The organism is Spirillospora sp. CA-294931 (assembly GCF_050946795.1).
In the GTDB taxonomy this organism is placed as follows: domain Bacteria; phylum Actinomycetota; class Actinomycetes; order Streptosporangiales; family Streptosporangiaceae; genus Spirillospora.
Window position 1 is genome coordinate 1759327 of record NZ_CP192006.1, and the last position, 19023, is coordinate 1778349.

At 68.8% G+C, this 19023-nt stretch carries 17 protein-coding genes; 7 read left to right on the top strand and 10 right to left on the bottom strand.

Features of this window, described 5'->3' with window-relative positions:
* Positions 1 to 24: 24 nt before the first annotated feature.
* Entirely contained in the window at positions 25 to 1128 is a 1104-nt protein-coding gene (locus tag ACQPY4_RS08280; RefSeq protein WP_433334103.1) for a ferritin-like domain-containing protein, read from the bottom strand.
* Between the two features lie 109 nt (positions 1129 to 1237).
* Between ACQPY4_RS08280 and ACQPY4_RS08285 the strand changes: the two genes are divergently transcribed.
* On the top strand, positions 1238 to 1918 hold the full coding sequence (locus tag ACQPY4_RS08285) for a TetR/AcrR family transcriptional regulator (RefSeq protein ID WP_433334105.1): 681 nt from the start codon (positions 1238 to 1240) through the stop codon (positions 1916 to 1918).
* Here the strand turns inward: ACQPY4_RS08285 and ACQPY4_RS08290 are convergent.
* Positions 1869 to 2504 carry a TetR/AcrR family transcriptional regulator gene (locus tag ACQPY4_RS08290; RefSeq protein ID WP_433334107.1) on the bottom strand — a complete coding sequence of 212 codons (636 nt, stop codon included), beginning with the start codon at positions 2502 to 2504 and terminating at the stop codon, positions 1869 to 1871. The genes ACQPY4_RS08285 and ACQPY4_RS08290 overlap by 50 nt on opposite strands.
* Positions 2505 to 2587: 83 nt before the next feature.
* On the opposite strand from ACQPY4_RS08290, the gene ACQPY4_RS08295 reads away from it, so the two are divergent.
* Positions 2588 to 4051: a flavin-containing monooxygenase gene (locus ACQPY4_RS08295; protein ID WP_433334109.1), complete on the top strand. Its 1464-nt coding sequence runs from the start codon at positions 2588 to 2590 to the stop codon at positions 4049 to 4051.
* A gap of 39 nt (positions 4052 to 4090) precedes the next feature.
* Here ACQPY4_RS08295 and ACQPY4_RS08300 read toward each other — a convergent pair whose 3' ends face one another.
* The 7 genes from ACQPY4_RS08300 to ACQPY4_RS08330 form a co-directional block, all read right to left on the bottom strand.
* On the bottom strand, positions 4091 to 5101 hold the full coding sequence (locus ACQPY4_RS08300) for a methyltransferase (RefSeq protein WP_433334111.1): 1011 nt from the start codon (positions 5099 to 5101) through the stop codon (positions 4091 to 4093).
* 16 nt (positions 5102 to 5117) lie between these two features.
* Entirely contained in the window at positions 5118 to 5990 is an 873-nt protein-coding gene (locus tag ACQPY4_RS08305) for an ABC transporter permease (RefSeq protein WP_433334113.1), read from the bottom strand.
* Entirely contained in the window at positions 5987 to 6844 is an 858-nt protein-coding gene (locus ACQPY4_RS08310) for an ABC transporter permease (protein WP_433334115.1), read from the bottom strand. The genes ACQPY4_RS08305 and ACQPY4_RS08310 overlap by 4 nt, the downstream gene beginning before the upstream one ends.
* A complete protein-coding gene (locus tag ACQPY4_RS08315; RefSeq protein WP_433334117.1) occupies positions 6845 to 7789 on the bottom strand; it encodes an ABC transporter substrate-binding protein in 945 nt (314 codons plus the stop codon).
* Positions 7790 to 8067: 278 nt separating this feature from the next.
* Positions 8068 to 8715, bottom strand: coding sequence for a TetR/AcrR family transcriptional regulator (locus tag ACQPY4_RS08320; RefSeq protein WP_433334119.1), 648 nt, complete (start codon positions 8713 to 8715; stop codon positions 8068 to 8070).
* 28 nt (positions 8716 to 8743) lie between these two features.
* Complete coding sequence (locus tag ACQPY4_RS08325) at positions 8744 to 9946, bottom strand: helix-turn-helix domain-containing protein (protein ID WP_433334121.1); 1203 nt, start codon at positions 9944 to 9946, stop codon at positions 8744 to 8746.
* A gap of 243 nt (positions 9947 to 10189) precedes the next feature.
* Positions 10190 to 11413, bottom strand: coding sequence for a PucR family transcriptional regulator (locus ACQPY4_RS08330; protein WP_433334123.1), 1224 nt, complete (start codon positions 11411 to 11413; stop codon positions 10190 to 10192).
* Between the two features lie 532 nt (positions 11414 to 11945).
* Between ACQPY4_RS08330 and ACQPY4_RS08335 the strand changes: the two genes are divergently transcribed.
* From ACQPY4_RS08335 to ACQPY4_RS08345, 3 genes are all read left to right on the top strand, one after another.
* The gene (locus ACQPY4_RS08335) at positions 11946 to 12572 is read left to right on the top strand and encodes a hypothetical protein (RefSeq protein WP_433334125.1); all 627 of its coding nucleotides are present in this window, start codon (positions 11946 to 11948) and stop codon (positions 12570 to 12572) included.
* A gap of 434 nt (positions 12573 to 13006) precedes the next feature.
* Positions 13007 to 14860: a DUF6801 domain-containing protein gene (locus tag ACQPY4_RS08340; RefSeq protein WP_433334127.1), complete on the top strand. Its 1854-nt coding sequence runs from the start codon at positions 13007 to 13009 to the stop codon at positions 14858 to 14860.
* Between the two features lie 50 nt (positions 14861 to 14910).
* Complete coding sequence (locus ACQPY4_RS08345) at positions 14911 to 15534, top strand: hypothetical protein (RefSeq protein ID WP_433334129.1); 624 nt, start codon at positions 14911 to 14913, stop codon at positions 15532 to 15534.
* A 56-nt stretch (positions 15535 to 15590) separates the two neighbouring features.
* Here the strand turns inward: ACQPY4_RS08345 and ACQPY4_RS08350 are convergent, their stop codons facing one another.
* A complete protein-coding gene (locus ACQPY4_RS08350) occupies positions 15591 to 16946 on the bottom strand; it encodes a hypothetical protein (RefSeq protein WP_433334131.1) in 1356 nt (451 codons plus the stop codon).
* Between the two features lie 337 nt (positions 16947 to 17283).
* On the opposite strand from ACQPY4_RS08350, the gene ACQPY4_RS08355 reads away from it, so the two are divergent.
* Both ACQPY4_RS08355 and ACQPY4_RS08360 read left to right on the top strand, forming a co-directional pair.
* Positions 17284 to 18264 (top strand): ABC transporter ATP-binding protein, encoded by a 981-nt coding sequence (locus ACQPY4_RS08355; RefSeq protein ID WP_433334133.1) that lies wholly within the window; start codon positions 17284 to 17286, stop codon positions 18262 to 18264.
* Positions 18261 to 19022: an MlaE family ABC transporter permease gene (locus ACQPY4_RS08360; protein WP_433334135.1), complete on the top strand. Its 762-nt coding sequence runs from the start codon at positions 18261 to 18263 to the stop codon at positions 19020 to 19022. Before ACQPY4_RS08355 ends, ACQPY4_RS08360 begins: the two co-directional genes overlap by 4 nt.
* The last annotated feature ends 1 nt before the right edge of the window (position 19023 follow it).

The window sequence follows — 19023 nt, forward strand, 5'->3', positions numbered from 1 at the left end:
CCTCCCGAGGGGTGGAGGTCCAAACTACTGCGACTCGGCGGCGATCACCGCGTCGACCTCCGCCTTGCGCTCGGCCTCCTCGGCGGCGAACCGGGCGGCGTCGAGCTGGTCGGCCAGCTCCTCGTCGTGGGCCATGAGCGCCTCCAGGTCGGCCTTGGACGCGTCCAGCACGCCCATCTGCTCGAAGGTCGCGCGGACGGGCTCGGACCACAGCCCGATGTCGCGCACGCACGGAACGATCCGGCTGAACAGCAGGCTCTGGAACATCCGCATGTAGGGGGAGTTGGCCACCAGCTCGTCGACCTCGGCCAGGGGGACGCCGAAGTTCGTCCAGACCTCCCGGCCGCGGATGCGGTCGCGCATGAGGTGGCAGCCCTCGATGACGAACTCCTCGCGCTCGCGCAGTTCGGGGGCCGACAGCTCCTTGTAGTAGTCGCGCAGGGCGAGCCGTCCGAACGCGACGTGGCGGGCCTCGTCCTGCATGACGTAGGTGAGCAGCTGCTTGGGCAGCGGCTGGGTGGTCACGTCGCGGATGACGCCGAAGGCGGCCAGCGCCAGGCCCTCGATGAGCACCTGCATGCCGAGGTAGGGCATGTCCCAGCGGGAGTCGGTCAGGGTCTCGTTGAGCAGGCCCTGGAGCTCGGTGTTGATCGGGTAGACCATGCCGATCTTGTCCTGGAGGAACCGGGAGAACAGCTCGACATGGCGGGCCTCGTCCATGGTCTGGGTGGCGGAGTAGAACTTGGAGTCCAGATCGGGGACGGACTCCACGATCCGCGCCGCGGTGATCATCGCGCCCTGCTCGCCGTGGACGAACTGGGAGAACTGCCAGGACGCCTGGTGCATGCGCAGCTCGCCGCGCTCCTTGACGCTCATCCGGTCCCAGTGGCGGGTGCCGTAGATGGCCAGGGACTGGTCGGGGACGCCGAGCACGTCGTGGGGGTCGACCTCCAGGTCCCAGTCGATCCTCTTGGCCGAGTCCCACTGCTTGTCCTTGCCCTTCTGGTACAGGGCCAGCAGCCGGTCGCGCCCGTCGTCGTACTCCCAGGTGAAGCGGGCATCACCGGCGAGCGGGGCGTTCCAGGTGGACTTGTCGACAGGGGCGGTGTAAAGGTCATGAGTCGACACGGCAACCTCCGCGGGACGCGGGCTTATGTACGATGTACGCCTTACGTACGATGTACGTACCGTGTCACGGGCCACTTACAGGCGTCAACGGGTGAAAGGGGCGGGGCCGATGGCGAAGGAAGTGACCTCCGTCACAGCGCAGCCGCGCCCCGCCCTGACCAGCGAGAGGATCGTCCGCGCCGCGGCCGGGCTGATCGAGCGCGAGGGCGTGGACGCCCTGTCGATGCGCCGCGTCGCGGCCGAGCTGGACGTCGCCGTGATGTCCCTCTACAACCACGTGCCCAACAAGGCGGCCCTGCTCCAGGGCGTGGCCGAGTACGTGATCTCGGGGATGGATCTGGCCGACGACCCGGCGCTCCCCTGGGGCGACCGCGCCCGGGCGCTGGTGCGGGCGTTCCGGAAGGTCGCGCACGACCATCCGCGCTGCATGACGGTCGTGTTCACGCGCAAGACCGAGTTCCCGGTCGGGGTGCGCCCGGCCGAGCGGGCGCTGGCGCTGGCCGAGGACGCGGGGTTCGACGGCCTCACGTCCGTGCGGATCATGCGGGCGCTGATGGCCTACGCGCTGGGCGCCCAGATGCGCGAGCTGGGGCTGGTCAAGACGCTGGGCAATCTGCCCGCCGAGCCCACCGCGGCCTACGACTGGCTCGACCCCGAGCAGTTCCCGCACGTGACCAGGCTCGGGCCCGAGCTGGCCCGCAACGATCCCGAGGCCGACTTCGAGTTCGGCCTCGACCTGCTCATCGGGGCGCTGGAGGCGCTTCGCCGGGATCGGGAACGTACGGGCTGAGGCCGTTCCAGCAGAACTCGGTCATGTAGCGCGCGGCGTCCTCGACGCCCACCTCGGGACGTGCGGCCCGCCACAGCGCCAGGCGCTCGCTCGCCCCGATGATGATCTCGGTGTAGGCCTCCAGATCGGCCCGGGGGGCGTCGGGCGCGAACAGCGCGAGCACCCCGTAGATCAGCTCGCTCTGCTGCACCCGGGTCGCCTCGACCGTGCCGGCGGTCTCGGCCGGGACCTCCACGGGCTGCTGGAGCAGCATCGTGAACGACTTGCTGTGGGAGTCGACGAAGGTGAAGTAGGCGACCATGCCCTGCCAGAGGATGTCGCGCGGGGTGGTGGCGCCCGACACCGCCTTCAGCGTGACGTCGTGGAGCTCCTCCTTGGAGCGGGCGATGCTGGCCCGCAGGAGGCCCTCCTTGGAGCCGAAGTACTCGTACAGCATCGGCTTGGAGACGCCGCACCGCTCGGCGATCTCGTCCATGGAGGTGGCCCGGAAGCCGCGCTCGCCGAAGACCTCCTCCGCCACGTCGAGCATCTGCCGCTCCCGGTCGGCACGCGACATCCGCCGTCGGCGGGGTGTGGCGGCACTCACAGCGATTCCTCCCTCTTGGACCTACCGTCAGTAAGTCTACTCGGGGTAACTTACTGAGAGTAGGTTACTGCGGAAGGAACATCATGAGCCAGCGTGCCCCCGCCATCGTCATCGTCGGATCCGGATTCGCCGGGCTCGGCATGGCGATCCAGCTCAAGCGCAACGGCTTCCACGACTTCGTCGTGCTGGAGAAGAGCGAGGCCCTGGGCGGGACCTGGCACGACAACACCTACCCCGGGTGTGCGTGCGACGTGCCGTCCCACATGTACTCCTACTCCTTCGAGCTGAACCCCGGCTGGACGCGGATGTTCGCTCCCCAGCCCGAGATCCGCGCCTACATGGAGCGCACCGCCGACAAGTACGGCGTCCGCGAGCACATCCGCTTCAACAGCCATCTGGACGAGATGGCCTACGACGACGAGGCCAAGCGCTGGAACGTGACCCTCACCGACGGCACCGTCCTGACGCCCAGGGCCGTCGTCTCCGGCGTCGGAGCGCTCCACCTGCCGTCCTACCCCAAGCTCCCGGGCATGGAGAAGTTCCAGGGCAAGGCCTTCCACTCCGCCGAGTGGGACCACTCCTACGACCTGACCGGCAAACGCGTCGCCGTCGTCGGCACCGGCGCCTCGGCCATCCAGTTCGTCCCGAAGGTCGCCAAGCAGGCGTCCGAGCTGGTGCTGTTCCAGCGCACGCCGCCGTGGATCCAGCCCAAGCCCGACCGCAAGATCGCCGCCCCGCTCCGCACGTTCCTGGAGAAGGTGCCCGGCGCGGCCCGCGCGTTCCGGCACGGCATCTACTGGTCGCTGGAGGCCCGCGCCGTCGGCTTCACCATCGACCCGAGGCTCTCGGTGCCGATGGAGAAGCTCGCGCGCTGGCAGATCAACCGGCAGATCTCCGACCCCGAACTGCGCGCCAAGGTGACGCCGGACTACACCATCGGCTGCAAGCGGGTGCTGCTGTCCAACGACTACTACCCGGCGCTGGCCCGCCCGAATGTCGAGCTGGAGACCGACGGCATCGCCGAGGTCCGCGAGAACTCCGTCGTCACCACCGACGGCAAGGAGTACGAGGTCGACTGCATCATTTACGGCACCGGCTTCAAGGTCACCGACGCCTTCGCCGAGCTGCGGATCATCGGCCGGGACGGCCTGAAGATCCAGGAGGCGTGGGCCGACGGCATCGAGGCCTACCGGGGCACCACGATCCCCGGGTTCCCCAACTTCTTCATGCTGCTGGGCCCCAACACCGGGCTCGGCCACAACTCGGTCGTGTTCATGATCGAGGTGCAGATCCAGCACGTGCTGAGCTGCCTGCGGCTCATGCAGGAGAAGGGCGCCACCGCCATCGAGCCCAAGCCGCACGCGCTGCGCCGGTTCAACGACCGGATGCACCGCCGCCTGCGCCGCTCGGTGTGGAGCGAGGGCGGCTGCGAGAGCTGGTACCTGGACTCCACCGGCGTCAACCGCACCCTGTGGCCCGGACACACCTTCGAGTTCTGGGCCGGAAGCCGCAAGGCCAAGCCCGAAGACTACGAACTGCACCGCTGACCCGACGACCGGGCCCCCACCCGGGGGCCCGGTCGCCCGTCAGACGAGGGCTTCGATCAGGTGGGCGCCGCCCGGCAGGTCGATGACGCGCTCCAGGCGCAGCCCGGCCCGGCCGAGGAGCGCGCGGTACTGCTCCACCGTCCGCTCGGCGCCGTCGCCGAACAGGGCCAGCATCCTGATGTCGGCGTCCTTGCCGACGTGGGGCTCGTCCCCGTCGGGCAGGGCGTACTCCAGCAGCAGGACGCGCCCGCCCTCGGCCATCGCCCCGCGCACCTGCGACAGGATCGTGACCGCGTCGTCGTCCGACCAGTTGTGGATGACGCTGCCCAGCAGGTAGACGTCGCCGCCCGGGTGGACGCCCTCGAAGAAGTCGCCGCTGACGAACTCGCAGCGGTCGGCCACGTCCGGCTCGACGAAGTTCTCGCGGGCGGCGTCCACCACGTGCTCGCGGTCGAACAGGACCCCGCGCAGGTTCGGGTGCGCGGCCAGGATCGTCCCGAGGAAGTGGCCCTTGCCGCCGCCGACGTCGACCAGCGTCCCGGCGGAGGAGAAGTCGTAGCGCTCGGCCACGGCCCTGCGCAGCGGCACCGACCGCGAGGTCATGTAGGTGTCGAAGAGCCGCGCGAGGGCGGGGTTGTCGCTCAGGTAGTCATAGAGCGGGCCGTGCTCGTCGACGAAGGCCGCGCGGCCCTGCCGGACGGTCCGCGGCACATGGCCCATCGCGTACCGGAACTCCGGCTCGTTGTTGATCTGAACGGCCGCGAGCATCGAATCGGGGGAGTCGGCGCACATCGTCTCGCCCGCGGGCGTCAGCGCGTAGCGGCCCCCGGGCGCGGACGACACCACGCCCATGCCCGCCAGCTCGCGCAGGACGCGGGCCAGGGAACCGGGGTCCGCGCCGCATCGCTTGGCCAGGTCGTCGGGGGTGAGCGGGCCGTCGTCGCGCAGCTCCTCGGCGACGCCGAGGTCGGCCATCGTCGCCAGGGCCGCGAACCGCGACAGCGCCCCGATCGCGTCCCAGATGATGGTGGTGGGGTCCGGGTCGGTCATCTCTCTCCTGGATCGGTCATGTGGTACGGGTCGCGCCCCGGTGCCAGGCCAGCACGCGCCGTTCGGCCAGCAGGAACAGGCTGTTCAGCAGGAGGCCGAGCACGCCCAGCAGGACGATGCCGCTCCAGACGCCGGGGGTGTTGAAGTTGCGCTGCTCGTCCAGCAGCTGGAAGCCGATGCCGTTGGTGCTGCCCTTCATCTCCGAGATCACCATCAGGATCAGCGCGAGCGAGAGGCTGACGCGCAGCCCGGCGAAGATCTTCGGCAGCGCGGAGGGCAGGATCACGCGCGTCAGCCGCTCGGCCGCCGAGAACCGGAACACCTCGGCGATCTCGATGTGCCGGGGATCGACGCCGCGCGCGCCCTCGATCGAGTTCAGCAGGACGGGCCAGATCACACCGAACATGATCATCACCAGCTGGGTCTGCGTCCCGGCCTCGAACAGGGCGATGAAGAAGGGCAGCAGCATGATCGGCGGGATGGCGGAGCCGAAGTAGACCAGCGGACGGACGTAGGCGTGCAGCCGGGCCGAGCGGCCCGCCGCGAGCCCGGCCGCCACGCCGATCAGGCCCGCCAGGAGCCAGCCGGTCAGCAGCCGGCCGAGGCTGGCGGGGATGTTGGTCGTGGCCGACTCGGTCAGCCACAGGCGGTCGGCGGGGCCGCTCAGCCACAGATCGCGCATCGTGCTGAGGATCTGCGACGGCGGCGGGTAATTGATGTTCTCGGCGGACTTGGCGGCCCGCTCCCACAGCAGCAGGACCGCGGGCACCGGCAGCACCCGGACCAGCAGGAAACGCAGGTAGGGCCAGGCGCGCAGCCAGGCCCGCAGCCAGGTCGGCCGCGGGACGCCCGGACGCGCGCCCTTGGCCGCGCCGTGCGCGGCGCTCATTCGCCCGCCCCCTTCAGACTCTGGCGCCGCCAGCGGAACAGCCGTCCCTCGGCGCGGGTGAACAGCAGGTCGAACAGGACTCCGAACGCCCCCGCCCAGACCGTGGCCGCGATGATCATCTCGATGCCGTCCGTGCTGCCGCCCGCCTCGATCAGGTAGACGCCGATGCCGGACGAGCCGCCCGCCAGCAGCTCGGTGCTGATCGCCAGGATCAGCGCGATGCCGGACGCGATCCGCACCCCGGTTGCGATGAACGGGGCACAGGTGGGCAGCGAGACCCGCCACAGCACGCTCAGCGGCGAGAACCCGAACGAGCGCAGGGTCTCCTTGGCCACGGGATCGACCTCGCGCAGCCCGTAGACGGTGTTCAGCAGCACCGGCCAGCTCGCGCCGAAGCAGATCACCGCGAGCTGCCGGTCGAGCGCGTCGGGGAACAGCGAGATGGCCAGCGGGATGATCGCCACCGACGGGATGGGCCGCAGGAACTCCACGAACGGCCGTACCGCCGCGTCCACGGCGGGGATCGATCCGATGAGGAGCCCGAGGGGCACCGCGATCAGCACGGTGAGCAGCAGCCCGAACGACCACCCGGTGAGCGTGGTGGCGACGTGGTCGAGGAAGACGTCGTCGGCGGCCAGCCCGGCGGCGCGTTCGAGGACGGCCGAGGCCAGCGGCAGGACCTTGCGGTCGACCAGACCGGCGCGCCCGGCCAGCTCGGCCAGGGCCAGGAAGACGGCGACGCCGGCCACACCGCGCACCGCGTCGGTGGGGACGCGGTGCCGGCGGCCAGGGGGCCGGTCGCCCGGCTTCCCGGCCGCCGTCGAGCGGGGAGCGGGGTGGAGCCTGGCGGACATCTAGTCGGTCGCGCCTTCGAGAGTGGCCTTGACCAGGGCGTTGGTGTCCATGCCGCTGGGCAGGTACTCGAACTGCTTCATCAGGTCCGCGACCCGCTGGATCCGGCGGTTGCTCAGGCTGGTCGGGTAGCCGGGCATCGTGATCACCTTGATCAGGTTCTTGTCGGTGATCGTGGTGTAGCTCGGCAGGGTGTCCTGCACGGCGCTGCGGTCCTGCGAGGCGAGCTGCTGGGCCTTGACGACCGCCCTGCGGAAGGCGGCGACCGTCTTGGGGTTCTCCTTGGAGAACTTCTCGGTCACCTGCCAGCCCGCGATCGGGAGCTCGGCCGTGGGTCCGGCCATGGTGTCGGCGACCGCGCGCAGCCCCTGCTTGCTCTCACCGGTGCTGATGAAGGGCTCGGTGACCCACGCGGCGTCGACCTGCTTCTTCTCCAGCGCCGGCCCCATCTCGGGGAAGGCGTACTCGACGAACTTCAGTTCGTCGCCCTTGATCCCGTGGATGTTGAGCGTGGAGCGGACGGCGAGCTCACCGACGTTCCGCTTGGTGTTGACCGCGATCGTCTTGCCCTTGAGGTCGCCCGGGGACCTTACGGGCGAGTCCTTGCGGACCATGAGCTTGAACAGCCCGGGCCGGGCCGAAGCCGCGTCGGCCACGACCTTGATCCCCTGCTTCTTGCTGCGGGCGAGGAGGGTGGAGACGTAGTTGCTCTGGGTCACGTCCAGGCTTCCGGCCATGAGGGACTGGGTCGCGATGGCGCCGCCCTGGATCTTCTCGATCTTGACGGTGAGGCCCTCGGCCTTGAAGTAGCCCTTCGCCTGTGCCAGGGGCACGGCGACCGCGTCGGCGATGGGGATGACGCCGACCTTGATCTCGGACTTCTCCAGCCCGTTCGGACCGGACGACTTCTTGCCGTCGGAGCCCCCGCAGGAGCTCGCGATCATCATGACCGCAAGGGCGAACGGGAGTGCTCGATTGACCCTCATCATTGATTGTCTACCTGTCTGGGGGAGAGGCATCTGCCTGTGAAATGCGGGGCGGAAGGCCGCGCGATGCAATCGCCCATAAATCACATCCGGGCGGCCGCGGGCCAGCCTAGCCACTTAAGCATTGCTCACAAAAGCTCAGAGAACGCACCAACAACCTGAATCCCACATTCGGCCCTGCAAAATCGGATGTATCGGACATTTTGCACGTTCCGGACTGGACGGGCGGCCTCCTCCGGTCACCCGGCCGGGGCGTAGAGCGGCCTCATCCCGGCGATGAGCTGCCGGATGATCGGACGCTGCTCGGCCGGGCCGCGGCCGCGCAGGTCGAGGATCGGGTCGAGCCCGTCGTAGTACGGCGCCAGCGCCAGGAACGGCAGCGTCATCAGCATGAGCGTCGCCAGCACCTGGATGTCGGCGTCCTGACGGATGTCGCCGCGCTCCTGCCACAGCTTCAGCGACGGGTGGATGACCTGGAGATAGTGCTGGTTGGAGGTGTCGCGGACGACCGAGCGCACGCTGTTGTCGAGCTCGAAGTTGGTCGCGGCGGTGACGGCGCGCTCCAGCGGGTGGTCGGCCAGGAACTCGCTCCACTCGCACAGCACGTCGAACAGCCAGCCGTCGAAGGGCTGGTCGAAGTCGAGCCGGGCGATGCGGCGCTCCATCTCCTCGCGGATGCGCCGCGAGGACTCGTCGCACACGTAGGCGAAGAACTCCAGCTTGTCACTGAAGTACTGGAACAGCGAGCCCTTGGCGATGCCGGCCTCGCGGGCGATGGTGTTGAGGCTGCCGGTCGAGTAGCCGTGCTCGCCGAACTCGCGCATCGCCACCTCCAGCACGCGCTCGCGTTTGGCGACGTTGAGGCGGAACCAGGTGGAGGTCGGCACGCAGGTCAGGATAACGGCCGGTGCGCGTTCACCGTCCCGCTCCGCGTTCGCGCAGCCACATCGCGCGCAGCACGACCTCGATCGCGAACCGCGCGTCCGGATCGGCCAGCCGGTCGCCCAGCGTCCCCTCCAGCTTGCGCATCCGGTACCGGACGGTCTGCGGGTGCACGTCGAGCTCCTCGGCGATCTCCGCCGCCGTCCCCCGGGTGGTCAGCCACGTGTGCAGGGTGGCCAGGAGCCGGTCGCGCTGGACGGAGTTCAGCCGCGACACCCCGGCCAGATGGCGCCGCGCGAGCTGGTCGACCATGGCCGGGTCCGACAGCAGCCACAACGTGATCAGGTGGTCCTCGCACCGCGTGACCGGGCCGTCCGAGAGCACCCCCTGCTCCACCAGCGGGAGCGTCTGGCGGGCCCAGCGCAGGGAGTCGGCCGCGTGCACGGGCGCGACCGACAGGCCCGTGACCACCCGTCCTTCGGGAAGCGCCTCGGCCAGCATCCGCAGCCGGTCCTCGTTCACGCGGCCCGGCACCAGCAGGTGCGGCTCGTCGCCGGTCAGGTCGGCGAGCAGGTCCTGGTCGAGCGAGGCCCGCACGACGCGCGACCCGGCCGGGACCGCGACCAGCGTGACCTCGTCGGGCACCTCCCACTCGGCGATCTGGGCCAGCTCGGCGACGGCCCGGCGGGACGCGGCCGGGGTGCGCAGCAGCAGCTGGAGCAGGCGGCGGCGGTGCTCCTCCAGCTCCTCCGAGGGCAGCGCGTCCAGATAGCCCTCCAGCGCGAGCGAGGCCAGCTCGTCGATGAACGCGAACAGCGAGGCCGCGAGCTGGGCCATCACCGTCGAGGACAGCTGGAGCTCGGGCCCGGTCTTCATCACCCGGCGCCACGCGACCTGCGCCCCGATCCGGAACGCGGCCTGGAGGTTGTCGAGCGTGCGCCCCTCCTGCGCCTCGAAGCGCCCGAGCCTGCGGCAGGTCTCCTTGTAGCGGTCGCTGGGCGCGCCGGGGGAGGCGATCTGCTCGACGAACTGGTCGAGGGCCCGCTCGACGCCGATCTGCAGGGCCTGCACATAGGGCCCCTTGATCGGTCTGCCGTATGCCGGGATGGCGCGGCGGATCTCCTCGATGACCTCCTTGGCGAGGCTGGGCAGCTGCTGCCGCATGACGATGGCCAGCTGTCGCGGCAACGGGGACGACAGCTGGATCAGGTCCCCCGGTTCGACCGTCTGCGTCATCGGTATCTCCTCCGAGAACGCCGCCGTCAAGGAGCGATCGCCACCAGGGGGGCGCCCGGGGGCTGAGTGACGGCGGTACGGTTTCCAACCCGGAATGGGTGCGCCGAGCGGGGGACCCCTGCGCACTCCGGGCCATCTAGTTGTGTGTGATCTGAAGCACACCGACCGTAGATCAGAAATGTCGATACGTCCGGTAAAGAAATCGCAAAACTACGCGTTGTCATTTTCCGGATGGCATCGGAATCAGGGCGGAACCCCCCGGGGCGGCGGTGTTCGTCGTCTCCGCAATCGGTCCGCACGCAGCACCAATTCCAGGGTGAAGCGCGAATCGGCGTCGGCCAGCTCGGCGCCGAACAGCTCGCTCACCTGACGCATCCGGTAACGCACAGTTTGGGGGTGTACCTGGAGGATTCTGGCGGTATCTACCGCATTGCCCTGGGTTTCCAGCCAGGCCCCGAGCGTCTCGGTGAGCCGCCCGTGCTGCGTCCTGCTCAGCCGCGCCATCCGGGCCAGCCTGCGGCGGGCGATCTGGTCGAGCAGCGCGCCGTCCGACAGCAGCCACAGCTCCAGCAGATGGTCCTCGCACACCACCAGACCGTCGTCCTCCAGGATCCCGGCGTCCACGAGCGCCAGCGCCTGGCGCGCCCACCGCAGTGAGTCGCGCGCGTCCTCCAGCAGGACGGTCAGCCCGGCGGCCGCGCGCCGTTCGGGGATCGCGGCGGCCAGCATCGCGCGCCGCCCCCGATCGAGCGGACCGGGGACGAGCAGGATCGGATCGGGCGGGCCCGCATCGGCCAGCACGTCCGGATCCAGCGCCTCGATGAGGCACCGCGCCTGCGCGGGCAGCGCCACCATGGTCACCTCGTCCGGGACGTCCCAGCCGGCCTCCTCCGCGGGGGCGACCAGCGCCGCGCGCGCCACGGCGGGCCGCTTGAGCACCAGGTCGAGCAGGAGCCGGTGCCGCTCCACCCGCCGCTCGGACGAGCGGGCCTTGGCCTCCATGTAGCCCTCGACCGACAGCGTGGCCAGCTCGTCGATGTAGGAGAACGCCGCGTCGGCCAGCCTCGACATCACCGCCGACGACAGGCCGCGGCGCCGGCCGACCTCGGTGGCCCGCCGCCACGCCACCTGGACGCCGGTCCGGTAGGCCGCCTGGAGGGCGTCCATGCTGCGTCCCTCGTGCGCCTCGCGCCGTCCGAGCGCGCGGCACAGCTCGTCGCGCCGCTCGACCGAGTCGGTGGAGCCCGAGAGCAGATCCATGAACGTCGCCAGCGCCTGCTCGGCGGCGGCGCGCAGCCCCGCACGGGGCTCCCGGCCGGGGTCCACGAATTCTGGAATGGCGGAGCCGATCTCCCCGACAATATCGTCGATCAGGGCCGGTATTTCGGGCCGCAGAATGGCGACGATCTGTGGTGGAAGCCTCTCGGGGCCCTGGCCCCGCCCGGGCGCATCAAATGCGCGCGCCATCGTCCAATCCTCCCTCTGGCCGGAGCTGGGCGGGAATCTCCGACCGTGCGACCGGTCATTCACTACGGGCGAGCGGGGTTTCGATCTTCACCCGCAGTGATCTACAGCACAGCAAACGTAACTCAACCGGAGGCCGTGCGCACCATTCCACGGAAACTTTCACGCTCCGGACGCGAGTTCCCACCGTATGCAGCCTCTGACCTGGCAGGTTCACCATCGGCTGCCGATCATCAAGAGGTCGTGACGCTCACTTCCTTATAGAACGATCTCGGCCGTGCTCACGAGGTGATAAGGGATCACGTTTTCGAGAGTTTTTCCAATCGTACCCCTTGTCAACACCGAAACCGCCGCTTAGCTTACCGGTCGGTAGGGCCTACCGGATGAGCCTTCCACATCGACCGGAAAAGCTCACCATGCCACTGGGAAAGAAGGAGCAGTAACTGAGATCAACCCTGCGCACGTGTCCCTGAACCCACCCCTGCCGACAGCGGCATCACCTCTGGAAATCACTCCCCAGAAAGGGAACATCACCATGCGCAAGAGCGCTCGCACCGGCCTTGTCGCCGCCGCCGTCCTGGCGTCCGGCCTGGCCCTCACCGCCACCCCCGCCTCCGCCGACGACGCCACCTGGACCATCAGCCCCGCCGGGAACTTCCAGGGCTTCTCCGACGGCCCGACCACCCTCAAGGACGAGGTCACGGGCACCACCCTCACCTGCACCGACTCCACGGCCGACGGGAACGTCCCGGTCGCGGGATCGAACCTGCCGGGCGAAGGCATCGCCAACGTCACCGGCATCTCTTTCACGAACTGCAGCGGTCCCGGCGGCCTTCAGTTCACCGTCATCCCCAGCAACTTCAACTGGCCGCTCAACGCCGGTTCCTACGACGGCTCGGACGTGACCACCGGCACGATCACCGGGATCAAGGCCAAGCTGCAGGGCCCCGGCTGCTCGGCCGACGTGGGCGGCCCGACCGCGGGCAGTGCCGGACAGGTCGTCGGCACCTACACCAACAGCACCAACGCGCTGGCCACCAGCGGCGGCAACCTGACCATCCACAACGTGGTGGGCTGCTTCGGCCTGATCGGCAGCGGCCACGCGTCCACGTTCAAGGGCACCTACTTCCTGGACCAGCCGGTCGAGATCACGAGCCCGTGACCCTCTGACGGGTCCCCGCGACCCGGGGCCGCGCGTCCGGTGACCACCGGCTCGCTCGGCCCCGGTTCCACCTGAGAATCGGTCCTTTCAGCGCTGACGAGTGAGGTCGCCTCGCACTCGATGACAGTTCCGGATTTCGAATTGTCATCGACTGATAGCGGCCTCAGATTCCTTTGGCCTGCCGATGCCAAATCTCTTGTCCGTAAAAATACGGGCGAGTAGCATGCGGCGTCGGCGAGCAACGAGGTGGGTATTCAAGCATGGCGAGTTCATTGTCGCGTAAAGGCCGCAGGCCGCTTCGCGTCCTTGCGGCAGGTGCGCTGATCGCGGCCGTTCCCTTCATCCCGGGTGCCGAGAACGCGATCGCCGAGCAGCGGGCCAACGTGACCTTGAACTATTCCTGCCAGTTTCCTTCGGGCCCCCAACAGATCAAGATGCGTTTTCAGGGTGCCTTCCCCTCCACCGGTAGCGCGGGCGGGAGCATCCAGCCCAAGGCCGTGGCGATGACGGCTCTGATACCGGAATCGGCACGTGCCGATATCACCCAGACCGGTGCGGGCCTGGTTGCGGGCAGGGCGACATTGAGCGCCCTGGCGACCCAGAACAAGACCCCGGCCGGCGCGGAGTGGGATCTCAAGGCGGCGGAACAAAAGGTGATCAAGGGCGCGGAACTCGCTCTGAGAATGGCCGGCGAGGTCCCGCCCGTCGTCACGAGGCCGGGCGGCGACCTCTCGATCTCCCTCGGCACCCTCGCCATGTCGCTCGAACCGCGCAAGCCGGACGGAAGCGCTCCCACGTCCCTGACCGTGATGTGCACCCCGAACCTCGGCCAGGACACGACCGTGGTGACGGTTCCCCTCTCGGGCCAGAAGGCGCAGCCGAATCCCGTCACCCCCGTCCCCGGTGCGGCCCCCGAGAAGCCCCGCACCAAGGCGGACCTCTGCCCGCCCGCACCGGAGGGCGGCTTCAACCAGAAGCTGATCAAGAAGTATCCGAACTCGTTCGAGGAACCTCCGGAGGGCAGCGTGGTCCGCGAGGAGGCCGAGGTGGCGTGCGCGCGTCTCACCGGGCGGACGAACGTCAACAAGCTCAAGGGCTCCTCGACGGTGAAGGGCGAGGCCGTCGCCATGGCCGGGGCCTGGGTCGCCGGGCACAACGACAAGAACTACCTCCAGACCCGCTCATACGGGAAGTCGATGCTGGAGCCCTCCGAGGCGACCTTCCTGACCTTCGGCTTCATGCCGACCACCGCCAAGCTGGAGGTCACCCAGGTCGGCAACATGAACATCGCGCAGTACGGGCCGTCGGGCGAGGACGCCTTCAATCCCGACGACATGCCGACGCGCAGCACGGCCTACGCGGAGGTCTCGCTGCGCATCTACGACGTCAACGTCAACGGGACGCCGCTGGACGTCGGCCCGAACTGCCGCAGCGCGCGGCCGATGGACCTCGTCCTGACCGGAAACAGCCAGATCGAGCTTCCCTACGAGCTCAAGGGCGGCGGCTGGCTGACCGGAAAGGTGGAGATCCCGCCGTTCAAGGGCTGCGGGGTCGGCGAGAACCTCGACCGCCTGTTCACCTCGTCCATCTCGGGCAGCGGCAACTACCTGAGCCTGACCCAGGGAATCCTCTGCTACGAGCGCACGGGCGACTCGAACCTGTCTCCCTGCCCGCCCAAGGAATTCGGTTACATCGTCACGGGTCGGGAGAACTGGTCCAGCACTCCCGAGGGCTTCCGCGTGCGCGTCGCCACCACACCCCGTTTCGTGTTCGTCGACTGCGCGGCGGGGACCGCGTCCGGGACGTTCCGGGTCGGGAGCGGCCTTCCCGCCCGCAGAATCGCGAGCCTGCGGGAATGGAAGGCCACCTGCAAGATATCGACGCCCGGGGAATTCGCGGGTTACACCTTTGATTTCACCGCGGTGGGCCCATGGTGGATGGACATCAACTCCTACATCCGATATCCGTCCGGTCCGTTCGAGATCGACAGTGTCGACGCCTTCTTCAAGAACGTCTCCTTCCGCTTCGAGGCGACCTCGCCCGCACCCTGCTCGTTCGACTTCGGCGCCACCACGACGATCGGCAAGAAGACCACCGTCGTCTACCGCAACCGCGACCAGGCATTCGTGATGGGCCGGGCCGGTGGTCTGAAGGCGACGAACGTCTCCGGCTGTCCCCGAGGCGGAGCCGGGATCAAGGACGTCATGGGCCAGTTCTTCTCCTCCCCGGTCTTTCCCGGGATCGGAAACCGGGTCGTCACCCTGAACCCGCTTCCCGCCAAACCCTGACCACCGAATATTCGTCATCTTTCGCACGGCCGAGCCCAGGAGGTTCATCCATGTCCAGCAAGCGCAGAGTCACGTCCGCGGGTGCCGTCGTCCTTATCGCCACGGCGGGCCTGGCGGGGAACGCCGGGACGGCGCACGCCGAGACGACCCTCAAGGTGAACTACCCCGTCACGGGCACGACGTTCGTCAAGGCCACCGACTCCACCATGGAACTGGGGCCGGGCACGCTGAAGGCGGCCCTGGTCCTGGAGACCGGCGACCTCACCGCAAGTCTGGAACTGCCGCAGGCGACCTCGCAGTTCAAGCAGTTCGGCGTGATCCCGGTCTCGGCGAAGATCTCCTTCATCGAGGCGAGCCCCACGACCGGCCGGGCCGACCCGCAGACGGGAGCGGTCAAGACCACCTCCAAGGTGACCCTCAAGCTGTCCGACCTCAGGGTCGCCGGAATCTGGACCCCGGTCGGCAGCGGCTGCCAGACCGAGTCGCCCGCCGTGATCACCGTCGCCTCGGGGTCGGACTGGACCGTCCTCGGCGGCGGCACCCTTTCCGGCACCTACACGATCCCCAAGTTCGAGCACTGCCTCCTGGCCACCCCACTGATCAACATCACCGTTCCCGGCGAGGGCAACACCATCAAGCTCAAGCTCGGCCCGGCCACCTTCCCCGGTTCCTGACCCGATGACGTCCAGGGCCTATCGGAACCGTTCCGGTAGGCCCTTTCCCGCGCCCGCTATCTGAGGCAGTCGGTGCGGTGTTTGAGGCCGCCTTCGGCGGTGAGGGTCCAGGCGTCCTTGAGGGTCATCTGGGTGGTGGTCTGCTCGCTCTTGACGCCGAGGCCGAAGACGGCCTGGATGCTCATCTCCACGGCGTCCTTCTTGGCGGTGCCCTCGTAGACCTGGAGGTCGAGGGTGCCCTTGGCGCCCAGGCGGTCGACCAGGCCGCCGGTCTGGGACGGGTTCTTCAGGAAGCCCTCGAACGCCTGGCGGTTCTGGGGGTCGGTGAGGTCGAGGGAGACGTTGGCCTGGAGGACGCCGCGGGGGTCGGTGGTGTGGGTGACGCCGACGCTGGTCGCGGCGCTGTTGAGGAGGTTGCCGAGCCGGCCCATCTTGCCGGTGGGTGCGTGGTCCATGGCGCCGCCCAGGTCGCCGTTGAGGTTGTTGATCTGGCCCTGGAAGCCGACCTGCGAGCCGAGCTGGAGGGTCTTGGGTTTGCCGTCCTTGTCGACGGTGACCGACATGGTGACCTGGCCGTCGACCTGGCCGTGGGCCTCGGGGCCCAGCAGGATGCCGAGCTGGCCCAGGGCCTTGGCGTCCAGCTGGAAGGTCATGGTCTTGTCGCCGGTCCTGATGTTGTGCTGGACGATCGAGGACGACCCGAGCCCCAGTTCGGCGCTCGCGCCGGAGCCGAAGAGGGAGGCGCCGAGCTTGGCGGTGCCCTCGCTGGTGAGCTTGGTGTAGGTCGACTCGGTCAGGCTGCGCCGGATGACGCCCAGCGCGGAGTTGCGTTCCAGCAGTTCGCCGGGGTTGTCCGCGTCCCAGAGCTGGGAGCCGAGGGCCTTGCGGTAGGCGAGGTAGCCGCGGCGTTCGACGTCGTCCTTGAGGATCAGGATGTCGCCCTGCTCGACCAGGTCGTTGGCCGTGAGCTGGAGCGAGCCGCTGACGCCCTTGGGCAGGTCGAAGGCCAGGCCGATGGAGTAGCCGTTGCCCTTGACGGTGCCCTCCTTGACGAAGGTCGTGCCGTCGGACATGTCCTGGACGCTGATCGTCTTCCCGTCGATCCGGGTGTCGATGCCCAGCAGGGTCTGCCGCATCCGGTTGCGCTCGACGGTGGAGACGGCGCAGGGCTGGAGCGGGGCGGCGGTCGGTGTGGGGGAGGGGGACGGTCCGTCGGGCTCGGCCGGTATGTCGCCGCGCGGTTCGCTGCCTTCGCACTCGCCGGCGAACAGCTCGCAGATTGCCGACTTGGTCTCCGGTGCGACCCTCTCGGGAAGCAGTACGGCGAACAATCCGATCACGGCCGCGCCCACCCCGATGAGCGCCGTGTACTCGAGCCCCGTGACGCCGTGATCATTTCGACGTCGCAGCATCGCGACACCTCCGACCGTGAAAAGAACCCCCGGTCAATACAGAGGAACATGGCCTCGGGGGATGGCTCCAGGGTCTGGGGGCCCAGGTCAGGGGCCTTGTCTGTGGGGTCCTGGGTCCCGGTGGGGTGTCGAATTCAATGGCGGACGCCTTTATTTAATTGTTTATCTCCGCATCGGATGCGCACTTGGCGATAATGGGATGCGGGGTCGTTGTCATCGAATGACAACGGGGTTGAGAATTGTCGTTTGATTTTGGCTGAATGCTTGCTTCGTCGCATTTGCACAAGTAGCGTACCCGCCAGTAGTCGGCGCGACGGCCGTGGATTGGCGCTTTGGAATGGGAATTGAAGTCGTTGTCGAGGGGCTCAGCAAGTCTTTCGGGCGGCAGACGATCTGGCGGGACATCTCGCTGACGCTGCCCGCCGGCGAGGTGAGCGTGATGCTGGGGCCCTCGGGCACCGGCAAGACCGTCTTCCTCAAGTCGCTGATCGGGCTGCTCAAGCCCGAGGAGGGGCGCGTCCTGATCGACGGGGTCGACATGGTGAACGACCCGGACCGCAAGGTCTACGAGAAGCGCAAGATCTTCGGGCTGATGTTCCAGGACGGCGCGCTGTTCGGCTCGATGAACCTCTTCGACAACATCGCCTTTCCGCTGCGCGAGCACACCCGGATGCGGGAGACCGAGATCCGCAGGGTCGTGCTGGAGCGCATGGAGACCGTCGGCCTGGCGGGGCAGGAGAAGAAGCTGCCCGGCCAGATCTCCGGCGGCATGCGCAAGCGGGCCGGGCTGGCGCGGGCCCTGGTGATGGACCCGCAGATCATCCTGTGCGACGAGCCCGACTCGGGCCTCGACCCGGTCCGGACGGCGTTCCTGTCGCAGCTGCTGATCGATCTGAACGCCCGGATCGACGCCACCATGCTGATCGTCACGCACAACATCGAGATCGCGTCCACGCTGCCCGACAACATCGGGATGCTCTACCGCCGCGACCTGGTCACCTTCGGGCCGCGCGAGGTGCTGCTGACCAGCCAGGAGCCGGTCGTCGCGCAGTTCCTGCGGGGCGTGCGGCAGGGCCCGATCGGGATGAGCGAGGAGAAGGACGCCGCGACGCTGGCCGCCGAGCAGCGGGTCGAGCGCGCGCCGCTGCGCGTCCCCGACATCGTCCCGCAGCTGGTGCCGTCGCCGGGCATGCCCGACCGGCAGGCCGCGACCCGCCGCCGCGAGCGGGTGATGACCATGCTTCCGCAGCTACCCCCCGCCGCCCAGGAGGCGATCTTGAAGAGCCTGCTGCCGCCCGCCAGGCAGGGACGCCGATGACGGGCGCGCTGGTCCAGACGGGACGCCTGTTCGCGCTCGGAGCGACGGTGGTGCGGGCGATGTTCCGCCGCCCGTTCCAGGCCCGCGAGCTGCTCGACCAGTTCTGGTTCATCGCCAGCGTCACGATCCTGCCGACCGCGCTGGTCTCCATCCCCTTCGGCGCGGTGATCGCGCTCCAGGTGGGCTCGCTGGCCCAGCAGCTCGGCGCGCAGTCGTTCACCGGCGGCGCCAGCGTGCTGGCGGTCGTCCAGCAGGCGAGCCCGATCATCGTGGCGCTGCTGATCTCGGGCGCGGGCGGCTCGGCCATCTGCGCCGACCTCGGCTCGCGGACGATCCGCGAGGAGATGGACGCCATGGAGGTCATGGGCGTCTCGCCCATCCAGCGCCTGGTCGTCCCCCGGGTGCTGGCCTGCATGGCGGTCGCGGTGCTGCTCAACGGGCTGGTCTCGGTCGTCGGCGTCGCGGGCGGCTACTTCTTCAACGTGGTGCTCCAGGGCGGGACGCCCGGCGCCTACCTGGCGTCCTTCTCGGCGCTCGCCCAGCTTCCCGACCTGTACATCGGCGAGATCAAGGCGCTGATCTTCGGCTTCATCGCCGGGGTGGTCGCGGCCTACCGGGGGCTCAATCCCTCGGGCGGGCCGAAGGGGGTCGGCGACGCGGTCAACCAGTCGGTCGTCATCACGTTCCTGCTGCTGTTCCTGGTGAACCTCGTCCTCACGGCGATCTACCTCCAGGTCGTCCCGCCGAAGGGGGCATGAC

What these genes read in the sequence shown, in the direction of transcription:
- ACQPY4_RS08300 (WP_433334111.1), bottom strand. Translation starts at nt 5,101, where the DNA reads ATGACCGACCCGGACCCCACCACCATCATCTGGGACGCGATCGGGGCG.
- ACQPY4_RS08335 (WP_433334125.1), top strand. Translation starts at nt 11,946, where the DNA reads ATGCGCAAGAGCGCTCGCACCGGCCTTGTCGCCGCCGCCGTCCTGGCG.
- ACQPY4_RS08360 (WP_433334135.1), top strand. Translation starts at nt 18,261, where the DNA reads ATGACGGGCGCGCTGGTCCAGACGGGACGCCTGTTCGCGCTCGGAGCG.
- ACQPY4_RS08315 (WP_433334117.1), bottom strand. Translation starts at nt 7,789, where the DNA reads ATGATGATCGCGAGCTCCTGCGGGGGCTCCGACGGCAAGAAGTCGTCC.
- ACQPY4_RS08295 (WP_433334109.1), top strand. Translation starts at nt 2,588, where the DNA reads ATGAGCCAGCGTGCCCCCGCCATCGTCATCGTCGGATCCGGATTCGCC.
- ACQPY4_RS08345 (WP_433334129.1), top strand. Translation starts at nt 14,911, where the DNA reads ATGTCCAGCAAGCGCAGAGTCACGTCCGCGGGTGCCGTCGTCCTTATC.
- ACQPY4_RS08350 (WP_433334131.1), bottom strand. Translation starts at nt 16,946, where the DNA reads ATGCTGCGACGTCGAAATGATCACGGCGTCACGGGGCTCGAGTACACG.
- ACQPY4_RS08330 (WP_433334123.1), bottom strand. Translation starts at nt 11,413, where the DNA reads ATGGCGCGCGCATTTGATGCGCCCGGGCGGGGCCAGGGCCCCGAGAGG.
- ACQPY4_RS08340 (WP_433334127.1), top strand. Translation starts at nt 13,007, where the DNA reads ATGCGTTTTCAGGGTGCCTTCCCCTCCACCGGTAGCGCGGGCGGGAGC.
- ACQPY4_RS08285 (WP_433334105.1), top strand. Translation starts at nt 1,238, where the DNA reads ATGGCGAAGGAAGTGACCTCCGTCACAGCGCAGCCGCGCCCCGCCCTG.
- ACQPY4_RS08355 (WP_433334133.1), top strand. Translation starts at nt 17,284, where the DNA reads ATGGGAATTGAAGTCGTTGTCGAGGGGCTCAGCAAGTCTTTCGGGCGG.
- ACQPY4_RS08325 (WP_433334121.1), bottom strand. Translation starts at nt 9,946, where the DNA reads ATGACGCAGACGGTCGAACCGGGGGACCTGATCCAGCTGTCGTCCCCG.
- ACQPY4_RS08310 (WP_433334115.1), bottom strand. Translation starts at nt 6,844, where the DNA reads ATGTCCGCCAGGCTCCACCCCGCTCCCCGCTCGACGGCGGCCGGGAAG.
- ACQPY4_RS08305 (WP_433334113.1), bottom strand. Translation starts at nt 5,990, where the DNA reads ATGAGCGCCGCGCACGGCGCGGCCAAGGGCGCGCGTCCGGGCGTCCCG.